This is a genomic window from Streptomyces canarius, assembly GCF_014650735.1.
Taxonomy (GTDB): domain Bacteria; phylum Actinomycetota; class Actinomycetes; order Streptomycetales; family Streptomycetaceae; genus Streptomyces; species Streptomyces olivaceoviridis.
Genome location: NZ_BMVN01000009.1, coordinates 32,160 through 47,781, shown reverse-complemented (window position 1 = coordinate 47,781; position 15,622 = coordinate 32,160). Strand labels below are relative to the sequence as shown.

General features: G+C 75.2%; 11 protein-coding genes. 5 read left to right on the top strand and 6 right to left on the bottom strand.

Features of this window, described 5'->3' with window-relative positions; translation table 11 throughout:
* Positions 1–8: 8 nt before the first annotated feature.
* Together IE294_RS15345 and IE294_RS15340 are read left to right on the top strand one after the other, a co-directional pair.
* Positions 9–1,208: an alanine racemase gene (locus IE294_RS15345; RefSeq protein WP_189886275.1), complete on the top strand. Its 1,200-nt coding sequence runs from the start codon at positions 9–11 to the stop codon at positions 1,206–1,208.
* A 74-nt stretch (positions 1,209–1,282) separates the two neighbouring features.
* Positions 1,283–2,266: a threo-3-hydroxy-L-aspartate ammonia-lyase gene (locus tag IE294_RS15340; protein WP_189886273.1), complete on the top strand. Its 984-nt coding sequence runs from the start codon at positions 1,283–1,285 to the stop codon at positions 2,264–2,266.
* Here the strand turns inward: IE294_RS15340 and IE294_RS15335 are convergent.
* Both IE294_RS15335 and IE294_RS15330 read right to left on the bottom strand, forming a co-directional pair.
* Positions 2,241–2,984 (bottom strand): PIG-L deacetylase family protein, encoded by a 744-nt coding sequence (locus IE294_RS15335; protein WP_189886690.1) that lies wholly within the window; start codon positions 2,982–2,984, stop codon positions 2,241–2,243. The genes IE294_RS15340 and IE294_RS15335 overlap by 26 nt on opposite strands.
* Before the next feature lie 41 nt (positions 2,985–3,025).
* Complete coding sequence (locus IE294_RS15330) at positions 3,026–3,532, bottom strand: NUDIX domain-containing protein (RefSeq protein WP_189886271.1); 507 nt, start codon at positions 3,530–3,532, stop codon at positions 3,026–3,028.
* A 398-nt stretch (positions 3,533–3,930) separates the two neighbouring features.
* Between IE294_RS15330 and IE294_RS15325 the strand changes: the two genes are divergently transcribed.
* Positions 3,931–4,950 carry a sigma-70 family RNA polymerase sigma factor gene (locus IE294_RS15325; protein ID WP_189886269.1) on the top strand — a complete coding sequence of 340 codons (1,020 nt, stop codon included), beginning with the start codon at positions 3,931–3,933 and terminating at the stop codon, positions 4,948–4,950.
* A gap of 111 nt (positions 4,951–5,061) precedes the next feature.
* Here IE294_RS15325 and IE294_RS15320 read toward each other — a convergent pair whose 3' ends face one another.
* A complete protein-coding gene (locus IE294_RS15320) occupies positions 5,062–7,134 on the bottom strand; it encodes a SpoIIE family protein phosphatase (RefSeq protein ID WP_189886267.1) in 2,073 nt (690 codons plus the stop codon).
* Between the two features lie 86 nt (positions 7,135–7,220).
* Positions 7,221–7,646: an ATP-binding protein gene (locus IE294_RS15315; RefSeq protein WP_189886265.1), complete on the bottom strand. Its 426-nt coding sequence runs from the start codon at positions 7,644–7,646 to the stop codon at positions 7,221–7,223.
* A 288-nt stretch (positions 7,647–7,934) separates the two neighbouring features.
* Between IE294_RS15315 and IE294_RS15310 the strand changes: the two genes are divergently transcribed.
* The gene (locus tag IE294_RS15310) at positions 7,935–11,699 is read left to right on the top strand and encodes a CHAT domain-containing protein (RefSeq protein ID WP_189886263.1); all 3,765 of its coding nucleotides are present in this window, start codon (positions 7,935–7,937) and stop codon (positions 11,697–11,699) included.
* A 49-nt stretch (positions 11,700–11,748) separates the two neighbouring features.
* The gene (locus IE294_RS15305) at positions 11,749–12,654 is read left to right on the top strand and encodes an endonuclease/exonuclease/phosphatase family protein (RefSeq protein WP_189886261.1); all 906 of its coding nucleotides are present in this window, start codon (positions 11,749–11,751) and stop codon (positions 12,652–12,654) included.
* A 62-nt stretch (positions 12,655–12,716) separates the two neighbouring features.
* On the opposite strand, the gene IE294_RS15300 is transcribed toward IE294_RS15305, so the two are convergent.
* A complete protein-coding gene (locus IE294_RS15300) occupies positions 12,717–14,006 on the bottom strand; it encodes an MFS transporter (RefSeq protein ID WP_229917173.1) in 1,290 nt (429 codons plus the stop codon).
* A gap of 990 nt (positions 14,007–14,996) precedes the next feature.
* A complete protein-coding gene (locus tag IE294_RS15295) occupies positions 14,997–15,323 on the bottom strand; it encodes a hypothetical protein (protein ID WP_189886688.1) in 327 nt (108 codons plus the stop codon).
* Between the last annotated feature and the right edge of the window lie 299 nt (positions 15,324–15,622).

Here is a 15,622-nt window from a genome sequence, read left to right as displayed (position 1 = left end):
ACCTGCCCATGACGACCGGGCCCGTCCCCGCTCCGTCCTCCCCCGCCCAACTCTCCCCCGCCGCCAGGAGCCTGGCGGACCCCGACACCCCGTTCGCCGTGGTCGACGTGCACCGGGTTCGGCGCAACGCCGCCCGCCTGCGGGCACGGGCGGACCGCCTCGGGGTCGCGCTGCGCCCCCATGTGAAGACGGCCAAGAGCCTGGGCGCCGCCGCCCTCCTGCACGACGGCACCCCCGGCCCCGTCACCGTCTCCACGCTCGCCGAGGCCGAGGCGTTCGCCGACGCCGGATATCGCGACATCACCTACGCCGTCGGCATCGAGCCGCACAAACTCCCGCGCGTCATCGCCCTGTTGCGCCGCGGTGTCACCCTGCGCGTCCTGCTGGACAGCACCGAGCAGGCGACGTTCGTCGCCGCGACCGCACGGGAGGCCGGCATCGCCCTTCCCGCCCAGATCGAGATCGACTGCGACGGCCACCGCGGCGGCCTCAGGCCCGACGCCCCGGGACTCACCGGCATCGCCGGGATCCTGCACGACGCGGGCTGCCTGGACGGCGTACTGACCCACGCGGGCGAGTCGTACTTCTGCTACACCGCCGGGGAACAGCGCCAGGCCGCGCGGAACGAACGCGACGCCGCGGTCGCCGCGGCCGACCGGCTCCGCGCGGCCGGTCTGCCCGTGCCCACCGTCAGCGTGGGCTCCACCCCCACCGCCCATGCCGCGGAGGACCTGAGCGGAGTCACCGAACTCCGCGCCGGCAACTACGCCTTCTTCGACCTGGTGATGGCCGGCCTCGGCGTCTGCGACCTGGACGACCTCGCCCTGTCCGTCGTGGTCACCGTCATCGGCCACCGTCCCGAGTACGGATGGATCGTCACCGACGGCGGCTGGATGGCCATGTCGCGCGACCGCGGCACCGCCGTCCAGCCGCAGGACCAGGGCTACGGCCTGGTCACCGACCTGTCCGGCACGCTGATCCCGGACCTGGTCATGACCGCCGCCAGCCAGGAACACGGCACCCTCACCGCCCGCGACGGCGCCGCCCTGCCCGACCTGCCCATCGGCACCCGCCTGCGGGTCCTGCCCAACCACGCCTGCGCCACCGCCGCCCAGCACCAGGGCTACCACGTCATCGACGGCTCCGGCGGCCCGCAAGCGCCCACGCCCGGGATCGAGGCGTACTGGCCGCGCGTCACCGGCTGGTGACCCCGCCCGCCATCCGTCTCCCCCCGCACACCTCCCCCATCTCCCCGCCCGTCAAGGACACTTCGAGGACGCCCATGGCCGCCGCCGCACCGACCGTCACGTTCGCCGATGTCCGCGAGGCCGCCACCCGCCTCGACGGCATCGCCCACCGCACCCCGGTCCTCACCTCCCGCACGCTGAACTCCCTGGTCGGAGCGGAGGTGTTCATCAAGGCGGAGAACTTCCAGCGGATCGGCGCCTTCAAGTTCCGCGGCGCCTACAACGCCGCCGCCCAGCTGCCCCCGGACCAGTTGGCGAAGGGCATCGCGGCCTACTCCTCCGGCAACCACGCCCAGGCCGTCGCGCTGGCCGCCCGGGAACTGGGCACCACCGCCGTCATCCTGATGCCCGAGGACGCTCCCCGCTCCAAGCGGGAGGCGACCGCCGGATACGGGGCGGAGGTCGTCACCTACGACCGTTACACCCAGGACCGCACCGCGCTCGGCCACGCCCTGGCCGAGGACCGCGGTCTCGCCCTGATCCCGCCCTACGACCACCCCCACGTCATCGCCGGCCAGGGCACCGCCGCGCTGGAACTCCTTGAGGAGACCGGCCCGTTGGACGCCCTCCTCGTGCCCGTGGGCGGTGGCGGCCTCATCGCCGGCAGCGCCACCGCCGCCACGGCGCTGCACCCGGGCATCCGCGTCATCGGCGTCGAGCCGGAGGCCGGCGACGACACCAAGCGCTCCCTGGAGGCCGGCACACGGGTCACCGTCCCGGTCCCGCGCACCATCGCCGACGGACAGGCCCTGGACACGCCGGGCGAGATCACCTTCCCCCTCAACCAGCGCCTGGTCGACGCCATCGCCCTGGTCAGCGACGCCGAGATCGTCACCGCGATGCGCTTCGCCTTCGAACGCCTGAAGATCGTCCTGGAGCCGAGCGGCGCGACACCCCTGGCCGCCCTGCTGGCCGGTCGCGTCGGCGACCCGCCCCGGCGGATCGGCGTCATCGCGTCCGGCGGCAACATCGACGTGGACCGCTTCACCGCGCTCACGGGACGGCCGGACCGAGGGTGACGCGGGTGTAGTACTCGGTGCCGAGCAGGCGGTTCCGGGTCTCCTCCGGAAGCCGGGAGAGGATCGCGGGCAGCGCGCGCTCTCCCTCCGCCTGGCTGCGGTGCGCCAGGATCGCGGCCCACTTCGGGCCGCTCCACGGCCGGACGTCCACGGTGTCGGTGACATGCGCGTCCGGCACGCTCAGCGCCGACTTGCCGACCTGTCCCAGGAGTTCGCCCAGCTCGGCCACGGCCGAGTGGGGATGGGTCGCCAGCCGGACGACCCGGGGCTGCCACGGCTCACCCGCCTCGGGGTACAGGTGCCCGAGCCCGGCGGCGGTCACCGCGAGCATGACCGTCCGGTGCGTGTGCCGGTGATCGGGGTGCCCGGTCAGCTGCCCGTAGGCGTCGTGGGTGACGACGGTCTCGGGCCGGACCGCCCTGATGTGGGCGACGAGGCTGCCCACGGCCTCGTCGAGCGGCACATCGCACCACCGGGACCGGCCGGGAGCGGACGCGGGGACCCGGTGGTCGGCATGACCGAGCATCCGTGGCGGCTCCCGGACACCCAGGGCCGCCAGCGAGTCCGCGAGTTCGCCCGCCCGGGGACTGCTTGGCGCCCATGTGGCCGTGACGACGGCGGTACGGGCGCCCGTGGCGGCATGCCGGGCCAGCAGACCGCCGGCGAGGAGGGCTTCGTCGTCCGGGTGGGCGAAGACGGCGAGCAGACCGGCCGGCACGGCTGCCGTCCGTGCGTCCGGCCGTCGCCCGGACTCCCCGCTCACGCCTCCCCCCAGTCCCAGGTGTCGAAGTACTCGGCCACGCCCGTGCGGCGGGCCTTCGTCACGGCGTTCAGCCGGGCGAAGTCCTGGGCCGGCATCAGCGGGCCCCACGCCTCCAGCGGCAGCACGCGGAACTCGTCGTGCTCCTCGGGGTCGAGCGTGATGCCCTGGATCTGCGCGTCGCTCAGCCGGCCCCCGTCGAAGATCAGGCCCATGGTGCTGTACGGCCATTCCTCGCCGGGCAGTCCGTAGACCGCGGCCAGCAGCCGCGGCGGGCCGGACACCGTGATGCCGGTTTCCTCGTGGCACTCCCGCACCGCCGTCTCCCAGGGCCGCTCACCGGGCTCCATCGTGCCGCCGGGCATGTGCCACGGGTGCGCGGGGCTGTACAGGGAGTGGAGCTGGACGGGCCGGTCCCGCTCGTCGGTGAAGTGGACGCAGGCGAATCCGGTCGCCTTCATCAATTGCTCGGCGTACTCCTCTGGCGGGAGCCAGACACGGCTCACGGCATCTCCTTTCCCCCGGTCCCGGACGGCTGGTCGTCGTGTGCCGCGTCGCGGGGTGTTGCCCCGCCGGTGTGGAGGCTGCGGGTCACCGCGGTCCCCCTCGGCGGTCGTCCGGTCGTGTCGTCGGGTTCAACGACCGGGCCGCGATATCGAACACACGTATTTCGGACGGACCGCGAACCGCCGTACGGAGCGGGTCCCGGAACCTGTGGGGTGCACGCACCCTTGTCCGGCAAGCGAAGCGCCGGGGACGCGGTTGGCCGAAACGCCGCTGTCGCCCGGCGGTGGGCCGGCCACCGCCTGGCCCTCTGTGTCATGGCCTCCCGCCCGGGTACCCGGCACCCCGTCGGAAGTCGAGAAGAGCGCAAAGCGAGCGACAGAGTCGGAGGGCCGGAACCATGCCTGCGCCGGCACGATCCGCGGCGGCGGATCCCCGAGAGCGCCGCCGTGCCGCCGCCCGCTCCGCACGTCCGCGGAGCAGGGTGCCGGAGACCGGGGACGAACCCGATCTGCTGGGCCAGTACCTGGCCCAGATCGCCGCGACCCCACTGCTCACCGCCGAGGACGAGGTGCGGCTGGCCCGGCGCATCGAGGCCGGTGTGCACGCCACGGCGGAACTGGAACGGGCCGAGGCCGGCGAGAGCGGCCTCGCTCCGCAGCGGCGCCGGGAGCTGGACGCGGCCGTACGGGAGGGGTTGCACGCCAAGGACCGCATGATCCGGGCCAACCTGCGGCTCGTGGTGTCGATCGCCAAGCGGCACGCGCACCGGGGCGTGCCCCTGCTCGACGTGATCCAGGAGGGCAACCTCGGGCTCATCCGGGCCGTGGAGAAGTTCGACCACACCAAGGGGTTCAAGTTCTCCACGTACGCCACCTGGTGGATCCGCCAGGCGATCGAACGGGGCCTGGCCCAGCACGCCCGTACCGTACGGCTGCCCATGCACGTCGTGGAGGAGCTCCAGAAGCTCGCGAAGGCCGAGCGGCGGTTGTACCTGCGCCTCGGCCATGAGCCGACGGACGACGAGGTCGCCCGGGAGAGCGGATTCGGCGAGGGGCGCGTCGCCTGGCTGCGCCGAGTCGGGCGGCAGACCCTCAGTCTCGACACGCCCGTGGACGACACCGGCGAGACCGTGGTCGGCGATCTCATCCCCGCCGCCGACGTGCTCCAGGCTCCGGAGGTGGCCGAGTACCGGGCGCTCGCCGAGGAGCTGAGGGACGCCCTGGGCACGCTGGCACCCCGTGAGGCCATGATCCTCAGTCTGCGGTACGGGTTGCACGACGGGCAGTCCCGAACGTTGCAGCAGGTGGCCGACCAGGTGGGACTCACCCGGGAGCGCGTCCGCCAGCTTGAGAAGGAGTCCCTCGGCCGGCTGCGCGCACCGGAGGCCGGCGAGCGCCTGCTGGAGTGGGCGGGCTGACGGTACGGGCACCTCCCCGGTGTGCGGGCCGACCAGCCGGCCGGCGCCTCGTCGGTCTGTACCGGCGCCGAGCCGGGCGACAGCGCACGGGCGCGTCTCCCGTGCCGGGGGTCAGCCCTCCGCGCGGGCCACGAGCAGAGCCACGTCGTCGTCGCCCCCCGGCGGCCGGAGCCTCTCCAGGACGCGGTCGCAGGTCTCTCCGAGATCCTGGCCGGCTGTGGCGGTCAGGGCGTCGAGAAGGGTGTCGAGACGGGCGTCGATCGGATCGGAGCGGGTTTCGACCAGTCCATCGGTGTAGAGGGCGAGCTGATCACCGGGGCGGAAGTCGAACGCCGTCGTCTCGAAGGCCGTGCCGCCGACGCCCAGCGGCACACCGGACGGAAGGTCGAGGAGCTGCGCCGGCCGGCCCGCCCGGACGAGGGCCGGGGGCAGATGACCGGCGAGGCTGATGCGGCACTGGCCGCGCTCGGGGTCGTACTGGCAGTAGGCGCAGGTGGCGATGGTGTGCTCGACGTCCTCGGTGAGGCGGTCGAGCTGCCGGAGCACCTCCGCCGGGTCGAGGTCGAGCCCGGCGAACGCGCGGGTGGCGCTGCGCAGTTGCCCCATGCTGGCGGCGGCGTTGATGCCGCTGCCCATCACGTCCCCGACGACCAGCGCGGTCCTGTCCCCCTGGAGGCGCATGGCGTCGAACCAGTCACCGCCGATCTCGCTGACGGCTCCGGCCGGCAGGTAGCGGCAGGCGATCGTCAGACCGGGCAGGCGGGCCGGGAGCTGCGGGAGCAGGCGGCGCTGGAGGGTGAGGGCGGTGTCGCGGGCGCTCTGGTACCAGCGCGCGTTGTCGATGCAGGTCGCGGCGCGGCCGGCCAGCTCGCAGGCGAGCAGCGTGTCGTCTTCGTCGAAGGGCGCGGGGGTGCCCGCGCGCGCGAGGCTCAGCGCTCCGAGGACCTCTCCGCGGGCCAGGAGCGGCACCGCGAGGTAGGAGTGCACTCCGGTCGTCTCCAGGAGGGTGGCGGCCTCGCTGGTGCGGGCGATGTTCCGCAGGTCCTGGCGGGTGGTCTCGGCCACCAGTACGGGCCGGCGGGTGCGCACGCACTGGGTGAGCGGACGGTCGCTGTCGTAGGTGGCGACCCTTCCGGGCGGTTCGGCCGCGTGCGCGGCTTCGCAGGCGTGGGCCGCCGCGGTGGCCACGACCCGGAAGCGGGCGGGGCCGGTGACGGACGAGGCACGTCCGCGCAGGACGTTGTCGAGTACGTGGACGGAGGCGATGTCGGCCAGGTCCGGTACGACGACCCCGGCCAGCTCGTGCGCCGTCTGCTTCACGTCGAGGGTCGTACCGATGGAGGCGGAGGCGTGCGCGATCACGGCCAGCTGGTTCCGGGCGCGGGTCGCGGCGGTGGTCGCCTCGTGCCGCTCGGTGATGTCGACGACGGACGTGGCCACGCCGAGCACCCGGCCCGTGGCGTCCTCCAGCCGGTGGTACGACGCCGACCAGGCGTGCTCCCGGTGCGGATCGGCGGTGGGGCGGCCGACGACGTAGTGGTCGGTCACCGGTTCCCCGGTCTCCAGCACGTGGCGCAGACGGCTCTCGATGGCCTCGGTGTCCAGGAAGGTCAGGACGTCGCGGACCCGTCGGCCGAGATGTTCGGCGGCGGACAGGCCGTGCATGCGTTCGAGGGCGGGGTTCACGGTCAGGTAGCGCAGATCGGGGTCGAGGATGGCCAGGCCGATCGGGGACTGGGTGACCAGGCGTGCGGAGAGGGCGACGCCCCGCTCGACCCGCACCACGGTCGACTGGTCCACGGCCAGGCCCAGGGCGTAGATGTCGCCGAGGTCGTCGAGCAGGCGCATGTTGCGGAACTCCACCAGGCGCGTGCTGCCGTCCTTGTGCCGGATCGGGAAGGCCCCGGCCCAGTCGGTGCCGGACTCCATGACCTCGGCGAACAGCGTGATGACCTCGTCCCAGTGCTCCTCGTGGACCAGCAGCCGGGCCGCGAACCGGCCCAGTGCCTCGTCCGCGGTGTAACCGAACAGCTCCTCCGCCTGGGGGCTCCAGAAGACCACGCGCCCGTTCGTGTCCAGCACCACCGCGGCGACGCTCAGCAGATCGAGCAGACCGGTGGGCGACGCGCCGGCACCGGCCACGGGCCGGCCCCGGCCAGGCCGGGAGACGTCGGTTCCACCCATACGCCGCTTCTCCTCTGCCACTCGGTCGGAGCGTGCCACGGCCCGTGGGAGCCACCGGGCACGAGGCGGTGGCCGCTCACCGGTCGTCACACCGGCGAGCGGCCGGCCACGTCCCCGCCGGGATCGTCCGCCAGCATCACGGACGCGGTGATCCGCTTGCCGACCGGTTCCCGGTGCACCTCGAAGCCCTGGCACACGGCCATCACGATCTCAAGCCCATGCTGCCCCACCCGGCCCGGATCGGCCGCCCTGGCCACGGGCAGCACCGGCGTGGTGTCCCAGACCGCGATCCCGACGCTGTCCCCGGACAGCTCCAGATCGACCAGGCACGGTCCCGGCGCGTGCTTGCAGGCGTTGGTGACCAGCTCGCTGACCACCAGCTGGACCACGCCCATCACCCGCTCCGACACCGGCAGGCCGTGATCGGCCTGCACCCTCGTCAGGAACGCTCGGGCCGGGCCACGTGCCGCCGCGATGTCGGCGGGGCTGCCCTCGTACGCGGCCGAGGTCATGACGGGTCCGGCGCGGGCCGTCCGCCGATCCCCGCTCCGGGCACCCTCGTCCATCCCGACCGCCCTCTGCCTGAGCGCCTGATCCCTACCTCGCGTGTACCCAGAAACGGCCGGTATCCGGCCTTGCCGGGGACGGCGAAGACTTGAGCGACACCGGCGCGGGCCCGCACCGCGGTGCCGGCCCGGCCGGAGACCGGGCCGGCAGGTGCGGCCACGGACGGCTCGGTGGCCAAGCGGCCCCCGGGCAGGCATCATGCGGGGACGAGGCAGGCGGGCGGCGGGGGGCCGATGGTCGGCGAGGTACGGCGGGACGGGGACGACGGCGGGGCGGCGGGACGGCAGGAGGAGCTGACCGAAGCCCTCCAGGAGGCTTACCGGCTGCTGCACGCGGCGACGGGCGGGGAGCCCGCCGAGGCGTGGAGTCCGCTGCTCGAGCGGCTGACCGGCATCGAGACCGCGCTGCGGGAGCACGGGGAGAACTTCTCCGTCGTCTTCGTCTTCGTGGGCCTCGTGCTCGGGATGCGCCACCTGCGCGGGGGTGAGCACGCGTCGTCCGGCTCCGGCGCCGAGGAGCGGGCGGAGGCGTTGCGGCGCCTACGGTGGGCGGATCGGAACGGGCCGGTGGACGACCTGCTCGTCGTACAGGCCCGCATGCTGCTGGTCTTCCTGCTCGTGCCCTGGGCCCTGCCCCGCGCCGACGGCACCGACACGGTCCTGCGGAGCGCGCTGCTCACCCCCGGCTACGGGGAGGAGCTGCTGACCGAGTCGGTGCGCCGGGATCTCGTGGAGGCCAAGGAGACCGTCGACCGGATCGCGGCGGCGCCGATCGGCGCGGAGTTCGAGCAGGGGACCGCGAACGTCAAGCGGGTCATCGAGCGGATGCTGGCACCGGGCACGACCCTGTTCGACACGCCGTCCCCCACCCCGGCCGGCACGGCGGCGCCGGCCGGCGGGGCGGACGCGGCGGGCGCGCGCACGGCCGTGCCCGGCGGCGGGCGGGCCGTCGATGCCCTGGACGACCCCGAGGCCGCGCTGCTCGACGCCGTACGCGGCCTGGTGGCCCTCGCCGGAGCGCGCAGCACGGCGACGTTCACCCGCATCCTGCTCTGGATGCTGACCACCCTGCGGTCCGGGTCCGGCGACCACCCGTACCAGGAGCTGGGACTGGACCCGGAGGCCGCCACGCTGCTGCGCCGGGCCGCCGTCGGCGGCGCGGCCGGCGCCGACGGCCTGCGCGGCGCCGCCGACCTGGCGCTGCGGTCGCTCCACGCACTGCCCCCGGACGCGCCCGAACGGGCCCGGGTCGCCCGGCTCCACGCCTGGCTGCTGGTCCACGTGGAGACGCTGGAGCCCGGATCGGTCGACTTCCGCGCCGCGGAGCGGCCCGTGCCCCCAGCCGAGAGCCGCGGCAGCCGGCTGCGGGACTGGCCGGCCGGCCTCGCCCTGGAGCCCGGTCTGGTCGCCCATCTCGACGGCCCGTTACGGGACTTCTCCGCCGAGCTGGGCGTGCGCGAGCGGCGCTACGCGGCCCGCATCGACCGGCTGCTGGCCTACCGGACCGGCGACACCGGCTACCTGGAGGACGCGGCCGTCCTGCTCACGGAGGCGATCGACCTGAGCCCCGACTCCTGGTGGGCCACGGCCCTGCGGGCGGAGCTGGCCGAGATTCAGGAGCAGGCCGCCTCGTACGGCGGCAGCTTCCACGACGCGGACAGCTCCCTGGCCACCCTGCGCGAGCTGGGCACGGCCCTGCGCCACGACGGCTCGCTGCCGCTCGACGCGCCGTTCGCCCTGGACCTCCTGCTCTCCACCGCGGACCGCGAACTGGACCACGCGCGGCGCACCGGGAACCACGAGGCACTGCCGCGCCTGGTCGAGGAGCTGCGCGCCCGGCACGCCGCCCTGCCGGTGGACAGCGACCGGCGCGGCGCGGTGGCGGAGCGGCTGGAGCAGATCGAGGAACTGGGCTCGGGCGGGCAGCGGCAGGCCGCCGGGGAGGCGCAGCCGGCGGTGGACCTCGCCGCCGAGCTGGAGGACCTGAAACGCGCGGTCACCGAGATCGACCGTGAACTGGACGCTCCGGCGCTGTACCACCACCACGAGTACGACCGGCGCGTCACCCTCGGCATGCGGCTGCTCCTCTCCGTCCGGCGCGGCCTGACCGCCCCGGTGCTGCTGGACTGCGCCATCGGCCAGCTGGCCCGCGCCCGGACGCTGCTCGCCGAGGGGCGTGGCGGGGGGCGCCGGGTGGACGTCCTGACACAACTGGCCGAGGCACACCTCATGCGGGCCTCCCGGCGCGGTCCGCACACCGCCGCGGACGAGCGGGCGTTCCTGGAGATCACCCATGAGGCGCTGGACGAGTTGGCCGCCGACGTCCTGCTCCAGACCGGGGCCGACGACGGCCTGTCCGCGGCCCTCAACGGCGACCTGCTGTCGGAGCGGCTGGCGTGGGCCGCGCTCCTGCTCCGTCGGCCCGCCGACGCGGTGGCCGGTCTGGAGAAGGGGCGGGCCCTGGTGCACCAGGCCGCCACCGCCTCCCGGAGCATCCCCGAACTCCTCGACGCCGCCGGCCACCCGGAACTGGCCCGGCGGTGGCGGACCCGGATCCCCGCCGACCCGCTGCGCCCGCGGACCGGTGACGCGTCGGCCCCGGCAGCCGCGACCCCGCCCATCCCCAGCGCTCTGCGGCGTGACGCGCTGGCCGCGCTGGGTGTCCGTCCCCGCCCCGGACAAGGCCGGGGCCCCCGGCAGCTGGTGGGCGCCGCGGACGTCGCCGCGCTCACCGAGGGTCTCGCCGCCTCGGGCGCGGACGCGCTGGTCTACCTGCTGCCGGGCGTGCCGCTGCCCCCGACCGGCGGCTCGTACCCCGGCCACGCGCTGATCCTGCGTCCCGGCGCCGAACCCGTCATGCTGCCGCTTCCGGAGTTGATCCGCCCCGGCAGCGCGCCGCTGGAGCGGTATCTCAAGGCCGCGGCGGCGCGTTCCCGGGCGCTCGTCCACCCGACCATGCACTCGTCGTTCCGGGCCGCCTTCGAGATGGACTGGCAGGCCGCGCTGCGCGCGCTGTGCGACTGGGCGTGGCCGGCGGTCATGAGTCCGGTGCTCTCGGCGGTGCGCTCGGCACCGGGCACGCGGGTGCCACCGGACCGGCCGCCGCGGCTCGTGCTGGTGCCCTGCGGCCGGATCGGTGTCGTACCGTGGCACGCCGCGCGGACCGGGGGCGCCGGCGGGCACGGCCACCGGTACGCCTGCCAGGAGGCCGTCATCAGCTACGCGCCGTCCGGGACGCAGTTCCTCGCCGCGGCCGGCCGGCGCCGGATGCCCCCCGCCGAGGGGCGGCAGGTGCTCGTCGCCGACCCGGAACTGACCCTGCCCTGGGCCGAGGTGGAGACGGCCGCGCTGTACGCCTCCTGCTATCCCGGGGCGCTGCGCTACGGCGAGTTCCTGGACACCGGTGAGGAGCCGGACGCGGCGGGGACACCGGCGGACCTGCTCGCGGTGCTGCCCGGCGGTGCGTCACCGGCGTCCGTGGTGCACCTGGCCTGTCATGCCTGGGCCGCGCCGCGCCCCACCGAGTCCGCGCTGCGGCTGGCCGTCGCGCCCGGCGCCGGCCGGGACAGCGGCCGGCTCACCGTGGCCGGTCTCCTCGACGGTGCCGCCGGGCCGCGGCCGGACACCGCCGGTCCGCTGGTCGTGCTCAGTGCCTGCGAGACCGACCTGAGCACGCGTCACCACGACGAGTCGCTGACGCTCGCCACCGCGCTGATCACGCGTGGGGCCGCCGACGTCGTGGGGTCGCGGTGGGCGGTGCGGGACGGTCCGACCGCCGTGATGATGGCCGTCTTCCACCACCACCTCACCGCGGGTGGGCTGGCCCCGCCCGACGCCCTGCGGGCCGCCCAGCTGTGGATGCTCGACCCCCACCGCAGGCTCCCCCTCGACCTCGACGAGCCGCTCCGCCACGAGGCCGCCCGCTCCGACCTCCACGGCCTTCACCACTGGGCGGCCTTCGCCCATCAGGGCAACCCCGCGCCCGCGCCGACGGGTTGAGGCGGGGGAACCGCCCAGCGACCTACAAGGATCACCTCGGGAGGATTCAGTGGACCGCAAGCCCCGACGCCCCGCTCTGCGCGTACTGGCCGCCGCCGTGCTCGCCGCCACCGCCGCGCTCGGCGCCGCATCGCCCGGCGCGACCGCGGCGGACGGAATGACCGCGGCGGACGGAGTGACCGGCGCCGGACCGGCCGCGTCCCGTGTGCCGTTGCGCGTGGCCACGTACAACATCCACGCCGGAGCCGGCCAGGACGACGTCTTCGACCTCGACCGCACGGCGGCGGCGATCCGGGACCTGGACGCCGACGTGATCGGCTTGCAGGAGGTCGACGTGCACTGGGGTGCGCGGAGCGACTTCACGGACGAGGCCCGGGAACTGGCCGGAGATCTGGGCATGCGGGTCTTCTTCGCGCCGATCTACGACCTCCCGCCCGCCACGCCCGGTGGGGAGCGGCGGCAGTACGGCGTCGCGCTGCTGAGCCGCCTGCCGGTACGGGGCGCGTGGAACCACGAGATCACCCGGCTGTCCACCCAGACGCCCGACCCGGTGCCGGCCCCCGCGCCCGGCTTCGCCGAGGTGGCGGTCAAGGTCCGGGGCACCTTGGTGCACGTGTACGCGACCCACCTGGACTACCGCGCCGACCCCTCGGTCCGGCGCGCCCAGGTCGACGACATGCTGGGCGTCCTGGCCGCGGACTCCGGCCCGAAGGTGCTCCTCGGCGACTTCAACGCCGAACCGGACGCCCCTGAACTGGCCCGGCTGTGGGGCCCGTTGGCGGACGCGGCCCCGGGCGGCGGCAAGACCTATCCGGCGGTGGAACCGGTCAGGCGCATCGATCTCGTGACGGTCTCGCCGGACGTCACCGTCACCGCCGCGCACGAGTCCGGGACCACGGCCTCCGACCACCGCCCGGTGGTCGCCGACCTCCTGCTGCACCGCGGGGCCCGCTGAACTCCCCGCCCCGGACTCCTGCACGTGCTCCTGCCACTCGATGGTCCCCGCGGCACCCCGCCTCACGCTTGTCCGTCCGCACCGTTCCGCGGAGCCCTGTTCACCGGCGCCCGGCGCCCGGCCCTGCGGGCGTCCGACCCCCGCAGGACGGCGAGCAGGGCGAGCGCGACGGCCTGGATCGCGGTGACGACCGTGATCAGGAGCGGGACCGAGTAGCCGTACAGGGCTCCGGTGAGCGCGCCGCCCACCAAGGTCGCGCCGCCCACCACCCCGGCGAAGACGCCGTACGCCGTCGCCCGGCCCGGCGAGGGCACCAGGTCCGCGACGGTCGCCCGGAGCGTGGACTCCTGGATGCCCGTCGCCGCGCCCCACACCAGCGAACCGGCCACGGCGGTGGCGACGGTGTGCGTGAACGCCAGTGCCGGTACGGCGGCGGCCAGCACGGGCAGGACCGCAAGCACCCGCGGGCCGGTCCGGTCGTACAGCCAGCCGGTGGCGAGGGCGGCCACCGCGTCCACGGCCATCGCCGCCGCGTACAGCACCGGCACCCACGCCGTCGTCATCAGGTGCCGCTGGACGAGGTGGTACGACAGCACGCCGAAGGTGGCGAAGCCGGCCGTCGTGACCGCGGTGAACGCCGCGTACGTCCAGAAGGCGGCGGGCAACGGGCCGGCGGGCAGCGCGCCGTCCGGCGCGGGGCTCCCGGGCGGGGCCGTCGCCTGCCGCTCGTACGCCGCCGGGTCCGGTACCCGCGCCCGGAGCCAGAACAGGAGCCCCAGCACCGCGGCGCCGGGCGCGGCGAGCACGCCGAGCGCGGGGCCGTAGGCGTTCCCGCTCAGCGCGAGCACGCCCGCCACGGTCAGCGGACCGACCAGCGCGCCCACCTGGTCCATCGCCTCGTGGACGGCGAAGCCCCGGCCGCGTCCGGTAGCGGCCGTGGCGTGCGAGAGGAGGGTGTCCTTGGCCGGGGAGCGCACCGCCTTGCCGACTCGTTCGGCGATCACCAGGGCGCAGGCCGCCCACAGCACGCCGGCCACGCCCAGCAGGGGCACGGAGAACACGGTCAGGGCGTAGCCGCCGATCGACAGGCCCCAGAAGTGGCGCGTCCGGTCGGCCAGCGGCCCGGACACCAGGCGCAGCCCCAGCGCCGCCGCCTCACCGGCGCCGGTGACCACACCGACGACCAGGGCGGAGGCGCCGAGGGACGCCAGCAGCGGGCCGGTGACCGAGCGGGCGCCTTCGTACACGAAGTCGGCGAGCAGGCTGACCAGGCCGAACCACACGACGAACCGCCACGGCCCGATCCCGCCCGGCCGCACGGGATCCTGCCCTCCGGCCCGCGCTGCCCGCACGCCCACACCACCTCCGCGACTGCCCAGCCCAGCATGCCTCGCGGCACTGAGCGGACGCGAGACAGCACGCCCCCGAGGGACCCTGCCGCAGTCCCCGACGCCGACCACGGCAAGGCCGCCGACGCACGGTCCTCCCGTCCGCGGAGGGGCACACCGTTCTCGCCGGCCCGGCGCCCCCGGGCACCGCCGGAACACCCTCGGCCGGGAGACCGGCACGCCGGGCCTCCGCGTCACCGACGCCCGGAACACGCTCGGCCTCATCAAGTGCGCCCCGGCCCGCGGTCACGAGGCCGTCACCCGGTGCCCGCGCCTCCAGGGGGTGTCCGGATCGGAGGTGACGCCTTGCCCGTACCACGGCGGCCGAACGGGACCGGGTGTCCCGCCTCACCCTCCGCATCCCGACGCGCCCACCGTCGCCCTTCGGCATCGAGGCCCCGCGGCACCAGCGGCGGGAGCGACCGCGTGACCCGCCGGGTCCTTCTCGTCTCGCCCGCGATGAGCGTGCCGCCGCGGCGGGCCCGTTCGGCGGCCGGGTCGCCGCCCTCCGCGGTCCGTGTGCTCGCCTCCCCCAGCGTGAGGGGCCTGGAGGGCCGTACCCTCGCCGTGGGCGAGCCGGAGGTGGTACGGCGGCGGCGGTGGCGGCACTGGGCATGCCCGTCGCGGCCTTCTGCCGCCTGGACGTACCGCCCCTGACCGTCACCGAACTCAGCGGCCGGGGCGTCCGCTGTCCGCACCGGGGACCGAACAGCCGCCTGCCGAACGGCGATTGGGCGGGGACGGCCCCCGGACCCGCCGGTGGTCGGCGGGAGTCAGCGCGCGGCCGGCTCCTTCGGGAGGTCCGCGTGCCATCTCGGCGGTGCACAGGACGACGGCCCCGGCTCGCGGGCGCCCCGCACACCGTGGCGCGACGTCGACGTGCGTCGCCGGCCCGGGCTGCGTGGGCAGGACCGGCGCCGGCACCGTGCCGGGTGACCCCGCGCGGCCCGGGTCTCAGGGATCCGCGCGCCGCCGGGGCGGTGTGAAGGCGTACAGGTCGAGGATGTCCGGCAGGGGCGCCACGCCCGGGCCGCCCGCGCGCACCCAGGTGACGATGTCCTCGGTCGCGTCCGGATCGTTGACGAGCCCCAGCCAGACCGGCCGCGCGCCGGCGGCCCGGCCGGCGGCGGACGGCTGGACGACGATGACGTTGGCCTGGTCGCAGACGTCGAGGCAGTCGGAGACACGCACGGGCACCTCGGCCCGCAGCCGCGCGGTCTGCGCCGCGTGGTCGACGCCGGTCACCTTCGGGCTGCCGCAGCAGCAGTCCCGGCACACCACGACCCGGCACGGCGCCGCACCGGCCCCCCTCGCCGCCTCGTCTGCCGTTTCTTCCGCCGGCCTGTCGGGCACGCCGCGCCACTCCCCTCCCAGGGCGGGCCCGCCCCGGTGTCACCTCACAGGGTGATCATCCTTTCATCCCCGGCGACGCACCGTCACCCGGCCGCCGTACGGCGGGTCACCCGTCGGAGTGGCCCCCCTCGTCACTCGAAATGGCTAATACCGGAACGTGCGCCCCTTGTGCTGACCGGCCCCTCCCCCGTTCGGAGTTGCGGCCGTACGAGGGACATGAGTCCGTT